A 12,918-nucleotide genomic window follows, 5' to 3' on the forward strand; every position below is an offset into this window, starting at 1 on the left:
GCTGAGGCGCTAACAGAAATCGACGGCTATAGTAAGCCACGAATGCAAGTGAGATGCGTCGAGATGCTATCCTGTGCATGATGCGGAAAGCTTTCGGATGAACGGCAAAGCCAAGTTTGCCAGAATGAGCCAATGTCTGCTTTCGGAAGCTGCACCGCAGCAAACACGCGCCTACCCAAAAGGCGGGTATAGGCCGTCCTTGTTGAACGGCCCTAACGCTTAGATTTCAATGGCTTCCGAAATTGCTAACGCGTCTTCAAGTTCAACGCCCAAATAACGAACTGTGCTGTCCATCTTCGTATGCCCCAGCAGAAGCTGCACGGCACGCAAGTTGCCCGTCTTCTTATAAATTTGGGTGACCTTCGTGCGTCGCATCGAATGGGTGCCATAGGCGGTCACTTCAAGCCCGATGGACGAAACCCATTCCCGCACAATGCGGGCATATTGGCGCGTTGAGATATGAAGCCGCTCGTGAAAGCGCCCCGGCCAGAGATATTCGGATCCGACCATCAACGGATCTTTCATCCACTTCCCCACCGAGGCGCGAGTGCCTTCGGAAATCTCGAACCGCACCGGTTTTTGGGTTTTGCTTTGCAGCACCGATGCCCGTTCCTTGATCTGTCCAGAAGCCATGACATCGACGACTTTCATGCGGACAAGATCACACCCGCGCAATTTGCTATCAATGGCCATATTGAACAGAGCCAGATCGCGATGGTTCTCGGCCAGTTCCAGCCTGACACGGATCGCCCAGACATGTTTGGGCTTCAGTGGTCGCTTTTGACCAACGATGCGCCCCTTATTCCACGCGGGGCGACGTGTGCGAATGGCCGGTAAGTTTGGTGTTTGCATGACAGTTCCTCCGATCCGCCATGCCCTCCCACATCGACAACCCGACGTTGACACTGCACTATATCATGAAAAGCTGCGGCGCATCGGAGGTCAGCTCCGAGCCCATCTAGACCGAATTTCTGCAATGCGGCTAAAGTATGCTATCACGGAAGAGGCAAAAACCTTCAACAACTGCTCGAGTTTTGAACGGGGTTTGTGGCAGCATCAAACGAGGTATTTTGCAGGCGTGCCAAAAAGGAGGGTTTGTGGAACAAGCGTGGATGGTGGTTTTGTGTGCTAAGAGTATGTGTTGCGAGAAGAGCCTGAACAAGGCCAAGTAGCTAGGATGTCTTATATGCCATAGGCGCTTACATTTAAATTTGAGGATCTATCAAACACAAAAAGGGGTGAATGATTGAAGGCAACTGAGAGAGAACAAAGAATTTCCGCTCTAGACATGAGGCTTCGCATAGAGGGATTCGTATTTCGATGTTTGGCTGTTGCGGCTCCATATCTGAATGATGAGGACAAAGTCGGATGGAAGGCTGCAGATGCATTAAAATTTCTACAAGCTGAAATTGATCCAAACTTTCTTAAAGGCAGACAAGTAGCGATATCTCCGCAGATTCCAGATGCTGAAAATCCAACAGATGACGACTATAAACAACTTGATTGGTCCACACCAGTTTCCGAGCCGGATGTTAACCTTCGCAAGCTCAATAAACATTGGCAAAGCATGGGGCAGTTGCTGCATCAGGACTTGCAAAAAAACGGTTTCGATGTCGAAAGCGCAAGAAGGCAGATTGATGCAGCAAACAAGTTTTGTGATGCCTTAACCACTGATTCACTTTTTGTATTTTCGGATTTTCAGACGATAGAACGCACTTGTTCCAAAGGACATATTACCAAGCGAAACGCGGCGCGTCTGAAGGCCGGTCAGATCATCCCTTGTATGAACCACCAATGCAAAAGTGTTTACATAGTTGAACGCACTAAGCCGCTCATCTGGACAGAATTTTATCTTCAAATCACTTGTGACGAGTGTAGCTCAATAAATTCTTACCCGCTTAAGGATCTAATCAGCCTTTCTTACTGGGAAAAAGCTTCCGTTTCCTGCCTTAACAACGATTGTGAAAGTCAGACAATAGTTCAGTGGGTTCTTAGCAAAGCTGTTAGCAACGAAGGTAAATGACTGCGCTGACTGCCCAAAAACCACCGTTTTTGAACCGCCTCCCCGAAGCTGACATTGGTGCACTTGCAGCGAAAGCTCACTTTGTCTGCTGACCTACGTTTCGGCAGACAAAATGCTGCGTGATGCATGAATGTCTCCTTCGACGGGCCGCACCGCAGCATCCAAGATTACTGTTGGACGTCGGCTAAGGGCCGTCCACGGCGAACATCCTTACGGCGCGGTGATTGGCGGAGGCTTACGTCGCTTGCCTGACACTGCATTTCCTACAATCGCCGCAAGCAGCACAGCACCGCCAATCAGAGTATTGAAGCTCGCTGTTTCACCAAGGAAAAGCCAGACCCAAAGCGGGCCTAGGAGAACCTCGGCCAGCGATAGCAGGGCAAGCTCTGCAGCAGGGAGACTGCGTGACCCCAACGTGTAGAGGATCAGTCCCGCACCTACCTGAAAAACCCCCATGCCCATGGATATAGCGCCATCGTTCAAGCTAAGAGCAACGGACAGCCCCGAGAATTGGCATATGCCAAATGTGACAACGATGGCGAACAGACCGGACAGGAATACCGATGGGAGCATTTCGCCCGTCCGACCCCATCGCAATGCAACGGTGAAAACGGCAAAGCCAAATGCCGATCCCAGCGCGGCAAGGCTGCCTTTCAGGACGACGCTGCCGGACATATCGGCAACCATGATGGCGATCCCGCCGATTGCAACGGCAATCGCGACCCAAGTTGCGACTCGCACGCGTTCACGCAGGATGATCCACCCCAGGACAGCAGCCATGAACGGCGCTGTTGCAAAGAGCAGCATGGCATTCGCGACTGAAGTGTTCTGGATCGAGTAGATCCCGCCGGAATAGGCCGCAACAAGCGACAGCCCGGCGATAACTGAAGGAAAGCCGGTGCGGCGGACCTGAACAAAGGGGCTTTCGCCCGACCGCACCCGAATGACCACGTAAAGAAACAGCGACATGGCAATCGACCGATAAAGCAGGATTTGCCAGACGACGGCATCTTCGATCATGCGAATGCCAAGACCGACCGTTGACCACAGTACCCCTGCCGCAAAGACGAAAAACACACCATACTTGTGGGCGTCCGTTGTAGAAGTGGCAGGGGCTACAGTTGTCATTTCAGGTCATTCCAAGAAGTCTCTCCATGCAAGCTAACTTCCCGGACAGAGCTCCAACCTCTCATATGCGACATTGGCGAAGATCGTTGAGCGCAGTCTTCACTGACTGAGAGGCCTGCACGATGCGCGAATGGCAGCAATGCGAAGCTGCGTCGCAGCGTTGAGACAGTTGGCGAAGGTCCGGTCTGGGCCGGTCGCTACATTCACGCCGCTTTACAAAGCCCCCTTTTTGCGCGCTACGGACGCTCCCTACCGCCACTGCGAATGGCCGTTAGCGTGGATCCTGCAAATTCGCTGCGGCGCTGACCACCCCCTTTTTACGCCTCGCGAAGGACCGAGCGGCGGCATAGCAAAAAAACTCACCGCCTCCCAACTCACGGCAGAACGCTGAGGCGATGATTCTGCCAGCCCGCCACCATTTCTCGCAGCTCGGCTGGTTCAATCACCTCGACCCCATCGCCCCACTTGTAAAGATGCCAAGCCATCTCGACCAAGCCGCTTGCCTCAAAGGAAACGATCAGCCCGCCATCGTCTTGCTCGGCCATCTCTTGTTTGGGGTTGAACTCAAACTCACGTGCGGTGACTGCCGCAGCCGGGCTGAACCGCCACACAACCCGGGTAAACTCTGCGTCCAAATGAAACGATCCAAAGGATTGCGCAGCATAGTCTTCAAGGTCGAAATCCTTATCCCTAGCAAACCATTCTTTTGTGATTTGCGCCTTGGAAATTCGATCAAGACGAAATCGGCGCAAACTCCCAGTTTTTGCAGTGTCACGCGCAATCAGGTAGTGCCGCGTGCCCAGCAGCAAACCATAAGGCTCAATGAAACGCTCGCTTGGAGCCGCATCCTGAGCGCTTTGGTACCAGATGATGAGCCGGCACGGCCCTTTCAGCCCTGCTGCAATGATATTGATGAGCAAGGGCGAAGCCTTCACCTTCGGGCCTGGACGGCAGGCATATCCCTTTGCTTCAAGCACCGCTTCAGCGTCCGACTCCGTCCGGCGTGCAACATTGGAGGGTAGAGCGGCCATCAAGCGATCACGCACAGCTTCCAAGGATGCGGCTTCGGACTCTGCGCCTTCGCGGCGGGCGCGCCGCATGCCCATTTCGAGGGCCAACAGTTCATGGCCGTAAACGCTCTGCTTGCCGAGTATTGCGGTGTCGTGAAGCTTCCACCACCTGCGCCGGTCACTATCTGCTTTATAGGCAAGGCTCGGGAACACTTCCTGTAAAGCGAAAAGCATGCGCTGGGCAGTGCGCTCGTTAACGCGAAATTCTTCGACGATATCCTTCACGCATACACCGCGATGGCGTGACGCCGAAATGCTGGCCAACCTCAATAGTTCCTGCGCTTTATAGTATGACATGGCGTTCCCTTTTTATCCCCGACAGCTTCTGCCGTAGCACCGGGCGTATGCTCTCTCTAGAGGACGATTCGCTCTATGGTGTTAGATTGATTGAGGAATATTGCCGTCAGCTTTTAGGCGGCGATGCAAATGATTGCCTTTTACAATCCAAAGCTTGGACGCCCGCCCTCAGATTAACCTGGGCGTTATCCTGCCTCCTTCAGAGAGCATGCCGGCCCCCTTTAAACGAGGAAATGGACTAAAAATGGCACTGCCACAAAGAGCATTCTTCACCTTGCACGAAACCGCCACACGTTGGGGCTGCACCATCGCCGATATCTCTGGCTGGGCCAGCGAGGGGAAACTCGACATTGTCACCGGCATTCCCTTGGCTATCTGCGGCCCGGACAAGGTGTCCGGCAAGATCACCATATCACCCATGGATATGCTGCCCCTCTTCCGTCGCAACGGAACGGGGCCGACCGTTATCAACCTGCAACGCGTGAAGCCTGAACATGCTGAGGACTGGATCTATGTTACAGAGCCGGTCGGCGGTGTCGAAGTGTCAATTTCAGATTTGTTGATCAGTGGCCAAGATGTGCTTCGGTTCGAAGACGAGCACGATCTGTTGCGCCGCGTCGGTGGCGGCGCTGGTGCTGTGTCGCCCTATGATTGGGAAGGGATGTATGTGGCCATGATCCAGCGCATTCACGAGCGCGGCCTGCCGACCACACAGACCGAGCTGATTGCGGAAATGCAGGATTGGTTTGCCGAGGTCGCAGAAAACGGTGAGGTGCCGGACGAAAGCACCATCCGGCGCAGGTTGCGTCCATTTTGGCGCGCGCTGCGCGGCGACGCCTAATCAGGCGGGCTGCGTCACGCGCGTTTCAGATCAACATCATGGACAATTTTGGGACGTGGCCGGAACATTCCGGCCACCGCATCGACGCCCGCGCGCAGGGGCGAATCCATCAGATGCGCATAACGCTGGGTTGTCTGCACTTGACTGTGGCCCAGCAGCTTTCCGATCATCTCCAATGATGCCCCACCGCTGACTAACAAGGATGCAAAGGTGTGGCGCAGATCATGAATCCGAACGTCGGGCAGTTTTGCGTCTCGTTGCACATTGATCCAGAAGCGGCGGGTTTCTTTGACCGGTTGACCGGGAACATCGCCGGGAAACAGCCAAGGATTGCCTTTGGGCACGACAAGTGCACGCTGGCGCACGATCGCCGCGACATCGGCTGAGATTGGAATTCGGTGGATTTTACGCTGCTTGGTGGTAGCCGCAGGTTTTGACCAGCTTCCCAATTCTAAGCTGAATTGTTCAAACCGCGCCTGACGTACCTCGCCAACCCGGCTACCGGTCAGCATACAGATCCGGATGATGCCCGCCGCGCGCTGATCCTCAGCCGCGTCCAGCACTTCGGCCAGCCTCCCGATTTCTTCTTGCGATAAGAACCGCTCTCGCGCGTTCTCGACGCGCTTCTTAAACCCCGTTGCCGGATTGTCGGCACGCCAGCCCCAGCTGATCGCAAGGGTGAACATCTTACGCAGAACTTCTCCCACGCGGTTGGCGCGGATCGGCGTGGGCTTGGCTCCCTGCAGTTTGCGTGCACGGTTGTTGGGCTTTCGCTTCGACGGGCGCGCCCTGCCCTGCGCAATGACATTGAGCAATTGGGCGACGTCATGCGGGGAAATATCAGCCACCAGCTTGTTGGCCCAATGGGGAGCGACAAGCTTGATCAGCATTGCGCGCTGGTCCGCAGCATTCAGAGGAGCGAGATGGGGAACGTGCTCGGCCACATACCGGTCGATCATGTCTTTGAACCTTGGCGCTTCGCGCAGTTCCCCCCGTTCGCCCAGCGGATCACGCCCCTCGTCGATTTCTCGACGCAAATCTCGCGCGCGCTCCCGTGCAGCCGTCACACTCCATTCCGGCCAGCGCCCAATCGCCATGCGGCGCTGACGTCCTGCGAAGCGGTAATCAAGCACGAACGATCGCGAGCCAGATCGCAAGACGCGGATAGAAAGACCACGGATCTCGGTGTCGAACACCTGGTAATCCCGATCCTCTTCCGGGATCTGCTCCCTCACCGTTTTGTCATTTAATCGCAGACGTTTAACCATATTTTCTCTCCTCCTGCCACGGACACAGGCGTAGATTCGCGGACCTTTCAAGCGAAACACGCTTCCTGGACCGGCACCTAGGCAGTGACCGGCGGTGATGCGCTAAAAGCTTGCCGGTCATTGAATTCATTTGAGAAAATTAAAAAGTATGAGGGCTACACGACAGCATTCGTCATTAAACTGATGCAGGACACTCCAAGCAACAAGTGCCAGCGATGTTGAAACAGAGAAATGCTGCGCCAAACTCATCCTATTTTTTTGTAAATTCCGTTTTAAATCAATGACCGGCAAGGGTCTGAACCCCTTGCCGGTTGGCTAAATGCGCGTGGATGCCCGCCAAACCCCATAAAATGCGGCATAATCTTGTAAATCAGCCGTGAAATAGCGTGCGCACTGACGCGCCAACCAGTCTGCCCATCTATTTTGCAGCCACGAGGTCTCTGCCTCGAGGCGTCAATTTTCTCAAAAACCCAATACTATCAATGACCGGCAAGCTTTTGGCGCATCACCGCCGGTCACTGCCTTCCCGCCACCCCTGCGTGTCTGCGTTTCTTGAGACCTGCAATCCGTCCGTGTCGGGCGATAAACGGGAGACAGACGATGACACAACAAGGAACAGCCCCGCGATCAACCAAAGTAGGCATCTTGAGTGGCTGGATAAGCCGTCTCGATCTTGCTCTTGAGCTCGAAGTGACAGTCGAGACCCTGCGGCGCTGGGAGGGGCTCCGCTTTGGCCCACCCTGCGTGCGCGCTGGGCGTAAGGTCTATTATCGCCGTGACGCGGTGCAGGGTTGGCTTACACAGCAAGAAATACCCAGCCCCCGGCGCGCGGGAGGCCACCGATGAGCGCGCCCCTTCCTTTCCGTCATCGCCGCAATCACGACCAAGCCAGGCTGGACTGGGTTGAAGAGCGGCTGCGCGAGGCGCGCATCGTGGTGGCCGACGTGGCGCATCATTCAGATCACCTCCTGCGCATGGCTTGCAAAGTGCTGGTGCAGCACGGCCAGACACCCGAGGAATGCAAGGACGCACGGATCTTGCTGGTCATCCTCGATGCCAAATCGCCCAGACGTGACGATCACCGGTCTCGCGGCGGGGAGGATCACCTATGAAGCGGCGCGGGACACCGGAGGCAGATCTGCAGCGCGCTGTTGTGATAGCGCTCCGCTTTGCACTGCCCAAAGACACCATCATCCATCACTGCGCCAATGAAGTGACCGAAGCAGGCCCACGCGGCTCCAAGCGCCAAGCGATCCTGGTTGGTATGGGCGTACATGCTGGCTTTGCGGATTTGCTGGTTCTCAGCAATGGGCGCGTGCTGTTTCTGGAACTGAAATCCCTCAAGGGGCGGCTCAGCCCAGCGCAGGAAGCGTTTCGCGATACCGTGCAAGCGCAGGGCTTTGGCTGGGCGCTGGTGCGCAGCCTCGACGAGGCGCTGGGCGCGCTGGCCGATCACGGGCTTACCAGTCGCGTGGTGCTACAAGATACAGGCCAGCGCCAAGCCACCTGCACAACGCGGAGGGCCCAGCCATGAGCCATGCCGCCACCAACTGGGCCATCCAGCAGCGTGGGTTAAAACCCACCACAAAAATATTGCTCTGGCATCTGTGTGATCGGTTCAATCCTGATTACGGCTGCTTCCCCTCACAGGTGCGGTTGGCGCATGATTGCGAAATCGGGCGCGCCACCCTGAACCGCCATCTCGATGATCTGGAGGCGCGCGGTCTTATCCGGCGGATCCGGAATGTCGATCTGCGTACAGGCCAGCATCGACCGACACGGTACCTCCTCAGCTTCGAGCCATGTTTTAAACCACCAGGACCGGGCGGCGAGAACCCGCAAGAAACAGGCGACGACGCACCATTCGACCCCGATATCCCGTGTCCTAATTTGGGACACGGCACAAATGCGGAAAAAATGCGTTCTGACAATGGGTTGGCGCAAGAAATATCGCAAACACCGTGTCTCGATCTGGAACACGGGCCCGTGTCTCATTTTGACGCAATCCCGTGTCTCAAAAACAGCGATTCCCGTGTCTCAAATTGGGACACTAACCTTGTAAGAGAACCCTTAAGTAAACCTGTAAAGGAGGAGGAGGATGCGCAAGCGCGCGATTCCGATTTTGATGGTTTTTTCGAAGAACTGGTTTTGGCGCTGGGCTTGGAACCAGCCGCCCTGCCCGGCTGGTGGCAGGGTTGGCCATCCCGGATGCACGTCCAGCGCTGGCGCACCGAGTTGGAGTTGACCGAAGCTGAGATCGTGTCAGCAGCGAAGGACACACGCAAGGATCACCCAGAACCGCCAGATGGGCCAAAGGCGCTTGACCGTGCCATGCAGCGTGCTGCCCAGCGCAAGACGGATGATGCAGGTCGGAAGCGCCGCAAGCGCAAGACGGATCAGACGCCAGCGGCGAAGACCATCGTCGATCTGCCGGTGTTTTATGCCGAGATCATCAATTCTGATCGCTACCTGCCCGTCAGCGCAATCAACAACACCATGCGCGATGCCATGCTGGGTCGGGGTCTCGTGACCCCGGAACAGCTGCGTGAGCGGGGGGTGCGGTGAATGGCTTGGTGTCACGTCCCCGGCACGGATTGTCCCTCTGCGCAGGCGGCGGAGGCCTTGATCTGGGCCTCATGCTCGCCGAACCCGGATATCACACCCGCGCCTTTGTCGAATGGGAAGACTGGCCCCGCGCTGTGCTCATCGCCGCCCAGCGCGCGGGGTATTTTGCTCCAGCCCCAATTTGGGACGACCTGCGCAGCTTCGACGCCCAACCCTTCCGCGGGGCCTTCCACATCGTCCTTGCCGGATATCCCTGCCAACCCTTCAGCGCCGCGGGCAAACGAGCTGGCGCCGATGACCCCCGCCACCTCTGGCCCGAGGTCGCCCGCGTCATCGCCGAATGCCGCCCCGAATGGGTGTTCCTCGAAAACGTTGCCGGTCACGTCAGCCTTGGCCTCGAAACCGTTCTGCAAGAGCTTTGGGGCATGGGCTATACGCCTGCGGCAGGCCTGTTCAGCGCGGCTGAAGTCGGCGCGCCGCACCAGCGGTTGCGCATCTTCATCCTGGCCCACACCGATGAGCCTGCATCCCGGCACGGCCACCTACAACCCGGCCGGGAACAGCGACTTCACCCGCAAGGCGGAAGCGCTGGCGCTGGGCATCAGCAACTGGTCGACGCCGAAAGCAACGGACGGTGCGAAGGGCGGGCCGGGCCAGAGTTATGGCTCAGGCGGGATGCCGCCCCTGCCAGCGCAGGCGGCGCAATGGCCGACACCGGCCGCACAGAACTGGAAGGGATCGAGCGAAGCCAGTGTGACGCGGGCGGATGGCAAATCCCGGATGGATATCCTGCACTACCGTGCAGAACAGGGCTTCACCCACCCGGCCCCGGCGATCACGCTGGATGGGCGGCGGTCCTTGCCGCACGCTCCGATCTCGCGCCCGCTTTGGGCTTCGATGATTGCCTCGCATGGGCACGTCGTCTCGCGGCGGATCCTGAAGGCCCGGGCACGGCGGCGGCTCAATCCGATCTTCGTCGGATGGCTGATGGGCTGGCCCATCGGGCACGCGCTTTGCGCCTGCTCGGCAACGGAGTTCACCCACTGGCAGCAGCGCATGCGTGGCGCTCTCTCGCAGCTGCCCATGGCCTCGGGCCCGTGGATCTGGCGGCCGACGGATGGGCCGGAAGGCCCAGCGCAGATGACCCTCTTTGAAAGATTGCAGCCATGAGCATGCAGGGACGGATTGGCCGCGCGGGCGGCGCAAAGGTGAAACGCGCGCTGGGCGTGCAAGCGCTGCTGGAATGGGCGTTTCGGGTTGAACAAGCGCAGCTGGAACTGCCACCACCAAAGGAAGCGGCCGAGGAAGGCTATAGCTTTGGCTTCGAATTCATCCTGCTGCAACGCGCAGCGCTGGGCTGCAAGGTCGACGGCGGCCAACACAAGATGGGCAGTTACACCCACGCTGACGCAGAGGTGATCGCCGCCACAGTAGCGGGGATGCCTGACAGCCTCGGCGGCATCCGTATGGCGATCAGCGTGGCCGAAATGGCGCGGGCGGGCATAACGCCAGACTGGATGCCTAGCGTCGTGCCACGCTGCGTGCCGGTTGATATGAAGCGCAACCGCCACGGCGATCGTGCCGTCAGCGTCGTTGTCGGCACCGAAAGAGTACTGGTTAGTGGCAAATGGCGTACAATCGAAGTGCGGGCCTGTCCGGTAACCTGGCGGCCGCATCCGGAACAGATCACCTCCGCCCGGCGCGGCTACGAGGATTGGTGGCAAGCACTGGACTGGGTGCGCGATGGGCTGATGGCGGGCGGCATGTTGCGGGAGGTGGAGGTGTTAGGGGTGATGCCGAAGGTGAAACCTTGGAGAACCAGATAACAACGTCGCAATGGGCGGTGAGCGGTCATTCGCTGCGATCTGCACGAATGACCACAGTGCGGACGAAGGGTGAATTCGCTGCACGCGCTCCAATGGCCACAATCAGCGCAAAGTGGACATAAATAGACAGTCGATCACTTCAAGCCTTCCCGGGCGGTTCCGTTCACTGCGATTGCATGGGACGCCACGACACATAAATGGTCTCGCTACATCGGTCACAGTCGAAGTGAATGTGTTGATCGGTCCTGAGTTTCTCAACCATCCGCTTAGGAATGTCGCGGGATGCTTCACAGGCGCGACAGACAATCGCAAAGATTCTGCGCCCGAAGGACATGTCAGACTGCACGTAGTCATAGCTTTCATCACAATTGGGATTTATGCAATTTATGGTCTGCCCATCCTTCAACAGTTCAAGTCGCCGCTTGTTCTTTGAACCGCAGACACAATCAAAAGAAACTTCCTCGCCCATGCCAGTAGACATCAACGTGCCTTCGGATATTTTTTTAATTTCCGCAAGAGCCTGTTTGACCTTGGATGCTATCGCTTGCTTGTCACCGTATTGTTTAACGGTCGCATCTTTCGAAGTCGGGATTTCGATATGCAGGGCAAGGTTCGCAAGCTTAGGCTCAAGTTTCAAGTGCAACACCCACGGCCCTCAGGGCATAGGATGTTGCGATGGACAAAAGATACAAGCACCTCAACGGCGAGGAACGTGGCGTGATTTTGGCGGAGCACCGGCGCGGGGCGAGCCTTGGGGCGATCGGGGCATTGCTGGGTCGCAACGCCTCGACCATTGGGCGGGAACTGCGGCGTGGCCGTCCGGAGGGAGACCCCGCCCAGCCGTATTGCGCGCAGCTTGGCGGGGAACGATACCGGGCCTGTCGCAAGGGGTGCGGACGGCGGCTGAAGCTGGTCAAGGGTGGGTGGCTTCATGACTTTGTGCGGGGCAAACTGATCCACAAGCGCTGGTCTCCCGAACAGATTGCGTGCAAACTCCGGACCATGCACCCCGACGATCCCGCCCGCCTGATCAGCCATGAGACGATCTATGCCGCGATCTACGCGCAGCCGAAAGGCGGCCTCAAGACCGAGATGATCGCGGCCTTGCGACAGCACAAACCTGTACGGGGTCTGCGGCGCACGACATTGGCGGGTGGCTCTATTGCTCCGGAATCATTGAGGATTATCCATCGACCCGAAGAGATCGAGGGCCGTCTGGTGCCCGGCCACTGGGAAGGTGACCTGATCAAGGGCGCCTTCAACCGCTCGGCGGTAGGCACGGTGGTCGAGCGCAAGACCCGCTTTCTCATTCTCAGCAAAATGCGCGGCTGCACCGCCGACGCGGCGTTGGAGGGGTTTTCACGACAAATGAAACGTCTGCCCGCCGTGCTGCGCAAAAGCATGACCTACGACCGCGGCAGCGAGATGGCCTGCCACCCGGAACTGGCACGGCGGCTGAAGATCGACATCTGGTTCTGTGATCCACACGCCCCCTGGCAACGTGGTAGCAACGAGAACACCAACGGCCTGCTGCGCCAGTTCTTCCCCAAGGGCACCGACCTGAGCACCATCAGCCAGACCGAGCTCAACGACGTCGCCCGCCTGATGAACCAGCGACCCCGCAAGACCCTTGGATGGAAAACACCCGAAGAAGCCCTGGCCGAAGAACTCGCGGCCTTCAGATCAAACGTTGCACTTGAAACTTGAATCCAAGCTTCCCTTATATAAAAAGGCGCGGCGCATTTTGCGCAGAAAGGCCCGTTGCAACAGGCAAATCGGCGCACGACTCGCCTATCTCGTTGCCTCGCTTTTCCTGCATGCAGGATACATAGGCAAACTCACACGCGGGCGCGTATCACTTCCAGAAAGCAAGAAGCCCCGCGCTGGGCGGGGCCATCTT

General features: G+C 57.5%; 13 protein-coding genes and 1 pseudogene. 9 read left to right on the forward strand and 5 right to left on the reverse strand.

The annotated features are described in order from the left end of the window. Positions 1–219 precede the first annotated feature (219 nt). Positions 220–852 (reverse strand): tyrosine-type recombinase/integrase, encoded by a 633-nt coding sequence (locus RNZ50_08430; protein ID MDT8855042.1) that lies wholly within the window; start codon positions 850–852, stop codon positions 220–222. Positions 853–1,246: 394 nt separating this feature from the next. Here RNZ50_08430 and RNZ50_08435 point away from each other — a divergent pair, with 394 nt between their 5' ends. Beyond that, positions 1,247–2,023, forward strand: coding sequence for a hypothetical protein (locus RNZ50_08435; GenBank protein MDT8855043.1), 777 nt, complete (start codon positions 1,247–1,249; stop codon positions 2,021–2,023). A gap of 210 nt (positions 2,024–2,233) precedes the next feature. Here RNZ50_08435 and RNZ50_08440 read toward each other — a convergent pair whose 3' ends face one another. Continuing rightward, entirely contained in the window at positions 2,234–3,151 is a 918-nt protein-coding gene (locus tag RNZ50_08440) for an EamA family transporter (protein ID MDT8855044.1), read from the reverse strand. Positions 3,152–3,525: 374 nt separating this feature from the next. After that, positions 3,526–4,518 carry a WYL domain-containing protein gene (locus RNZ50_08445; GenBank protein ID MDT8855045.1) on the reverse strand — a complete coding sequence of 331 codons (993 nt, stop codon included), beginning with the start codon at positions 4,516–4,518 and terminating at the stop codon, positions 3,526–3,528. Between the two features lie 244 nt (positions 4,519–4,762). On the opposite strand from RNZ50_08445, the gene RNZ50_08450 reads away from it, so the two are divergent. Continuing rightward, positions 4,763–5,359 carry a hypothetical protein gene (locus RNZ50_08450; GenBank protein ID MDT8855046.1) on the forward strand — a complete coding sequence of 199 codons (597 nt, stop codon included), beginning with the start codon at positions 4,763–4,765 and terminating at the stop codon, positions 5,357–5,359. A gap of 14 nt (positions 5,360–5,373) precedes the next feature. Here RNZ50_08450 and RNZ50_08455 read toward each other — a convergent pair whose 3' ends face one another. Then, positions 5,374–6,627 carry a site-specific integrase gene (locus tag RNZ50_08455; GenBank protein ID MDT8855047.1) on the reverse strand — a complete coding sequence of 418 codons (1,254 nt, stop codon included), beginning with the start codon at positions 6,625–6,627 and terminating at the stop codon, positions 5,374–5,376. An 842-nt stretch (positions 6,628–7,469) separates the two neighbouring features. Between RNZ50_08455 and RNZ50_08460 the strand changes: the two genes are divergently transcribed. From RNZ50_08460 to RNZ50_08485, 6 genes and pseudogenes are all read left to right on the forward strand, one after another. Next, positions 7,470–7,739 (forward strand): hypothetical protein, encoded by a 270-nt coding sequence (locus RNZ50_08460; GenBank protein MDT8855048.1) that lies wholly within the window; start codon positions 7,470–7,472, stop codon positions 7,737–7,739. Then, on the forward strand, positions 7,736–8,161 hold the full coding sequence (locus RNZ50_08465; GenBank protein MDT8855049.1) for a VRR-NUC domain-containing protein: 426 nt from the start codon (positions 7,736–7,738) through the stop codon (positions 8,159–8,161). The genes RNZ50_08460 and RNZ50_08465 overlap by 4 nt, the downstream gene beginning before the upstream one ends. Next, positions 8,158–9,192: a helix-turn-helix domain-containing protein gene (locus RNZ50_08470; protein MDT8855050.1), complete on the forward strand. Its 1,035-nt coding sequence runs from the start codon at positions 8,158–8,160 to the stop codon at positions 9,190–9,192. Before RNZ50_08465 ends, RNZ50_08470 begins: the two co-directional genes overlap by 4 nt. A gap of 71 nt (positions 9,193–9,263) precedes the next feature. Continuing rightward, positions 9,264–9,656 (forward strand): annotated as a pseudogene (locus RNZ50_08475) (DNA cytosine methyltransferase). 52 nt (positions 9,657–9,708) lie between these two features. Continuing rightward, positions 9,709–10,362 (forward strand): DNA methyltransferase, encoded by a 654-nt coding sequence (locus RNZ50_08480; GenBank protein ID MDT8855051.1) that lies wholly within the window; start codon positions 9,709–9,711, stop codon positions 10,360–10,362. Continuing rightward, positions 10,359–11,018, forward strand: coding sequence for a hypothetical protein (locus RNZ50_08485; GenBank protein ID MDT8855052.1), 660 nt, complete (start codon positions 10,359–10,361; stop codon positions 11,016–11,018). The genes RNZ50_08480 and RNZ50_08485 overlap by 4 nt, the downstream gene beginning before the upstream one ends. A gap of 163 nt (positions 11,019–11,181) precedes the next feature. Here RNZ50_08485 and RNZ50_08490 read toward each other — a convergent pair whose 3' ends face one another. After that, positions 11,182–11,655, reverse strand: a complete 474-nt coding sequence (locus RNZ50_08490; GenBank protein ID MDT8855053.1) for a hypothetical protein — start codon at positions 11,653–11,655, stop codon at positions 11,182–11,184. A 38-nt stretch (positions 11,656–11,693) separates the two neighbouring features. Between RNZ50_08490 and RNZ50_08495 the strand changes: the two genes are divergently transcribed. Further along, positions 11,694–12,725, forward strand: a complete 1,032-nt coding sequence (locus RNZ50_08495; GenBank protein MDT8855054.1) for an IS30 family transposase — start codon at positions 11,694–11,696, stop codon at positions 12,723–12,725. Positions 12,726–12,918 lie beyond the last annotated feature (193 nt).

This window comes from Paracoccaceae bacterium Fryx2 (genome assembly GCA_032334235.1).
GTDB lineage: Bacteria > Pseudomonadota > Alphaproteobacteria > Rhodobacterales > Rhodobacteraceae > JAVSGI01.

What these genes read in the sequence shown, in the direction of transcription:
- RNZ50_08430 (MDT8855042.1), bottom strand. Translation starts at nt 852, where the DNA reads ATGCAAACACCAAACTTACCGGCCATTCGCACACGTCGCCCCGCGTGG.
- RNZ50_08440 (MDT8855044.1), bottom strand. Translation starts at nt 3,151, where the DNA reads ATGACAACTGTAGCCCCTGCCACTTCTACAACGGACGCCCACAAGTAT.
- RNZ50_08445 (MDT8855045.1), bottom strand. Translation starts at nt 4,518, where the DNA reads ATGTCATACTATAAAGCGCAGGAACTATTGAGGTTGGCCAGCATTTCG.
- RNZ50_08450 (MDT8855046.1), top strand. Translation starts at nt 4,763, where the DNA reads ATGGCACTGCCACAAAGAGCATTCTTCACCTTGCACGAAACCGCCACA.
- RNZ50_08455 (MDT8855047.1), bottom strand. Translation starts at nt 6,627, where the DNA reads ATGGTTAAACGTCTGCGATTAAATGACAAAACGGTGAGGGAGCAGATC.
- RNZ50_08460 (MDT8855048.1), top strand. Translation starts at nt 7,470, where the DNA reads ATGAGCGCGCCCCTTCCTTTCCGTCATCGCCGCAATCACGACCAAGCC.
- RNZ50_08465 (MDT8855049.1), top strand. Translation starts at nt 7,736, where the DNA reads ATGAAGCGGCGCGGGACACCGGAGGCAGATCTGCAGCGCGCTGTTGTG.
- RNZ50_08470 (MDT8855050.1), top strand. Translation starts at nt 8,158, where the DNA reads ATGAGCCATGCCGCCACCAACTGGGCCATCCAGCAGCGTGGGTTAAAA.
- RNZ50_08480 (MDT8855051.1), top strand. Translation starts at nt 9,709, where the DNA reads ATGAGCCTGCATCCCGGCACGGCCACCTACAACCCGGCCGGGAACAGC.
- RNZ50_08485 (MDT8855052.1), top strand. Translation starts at nt 10,359, where the DNA reads ATGAGCATGCAGGGACGGATTGGCCGCGCGGGCGGCGCAAAGGTGAAA.
- RNZ50_08495 (MDT8855054.1), top strand. Translation starts at nt 11,694, where the DNA reads ATGGACAAAAGATACAAGCACCTCAACGGCGAGGAACGTGGCGTGATT.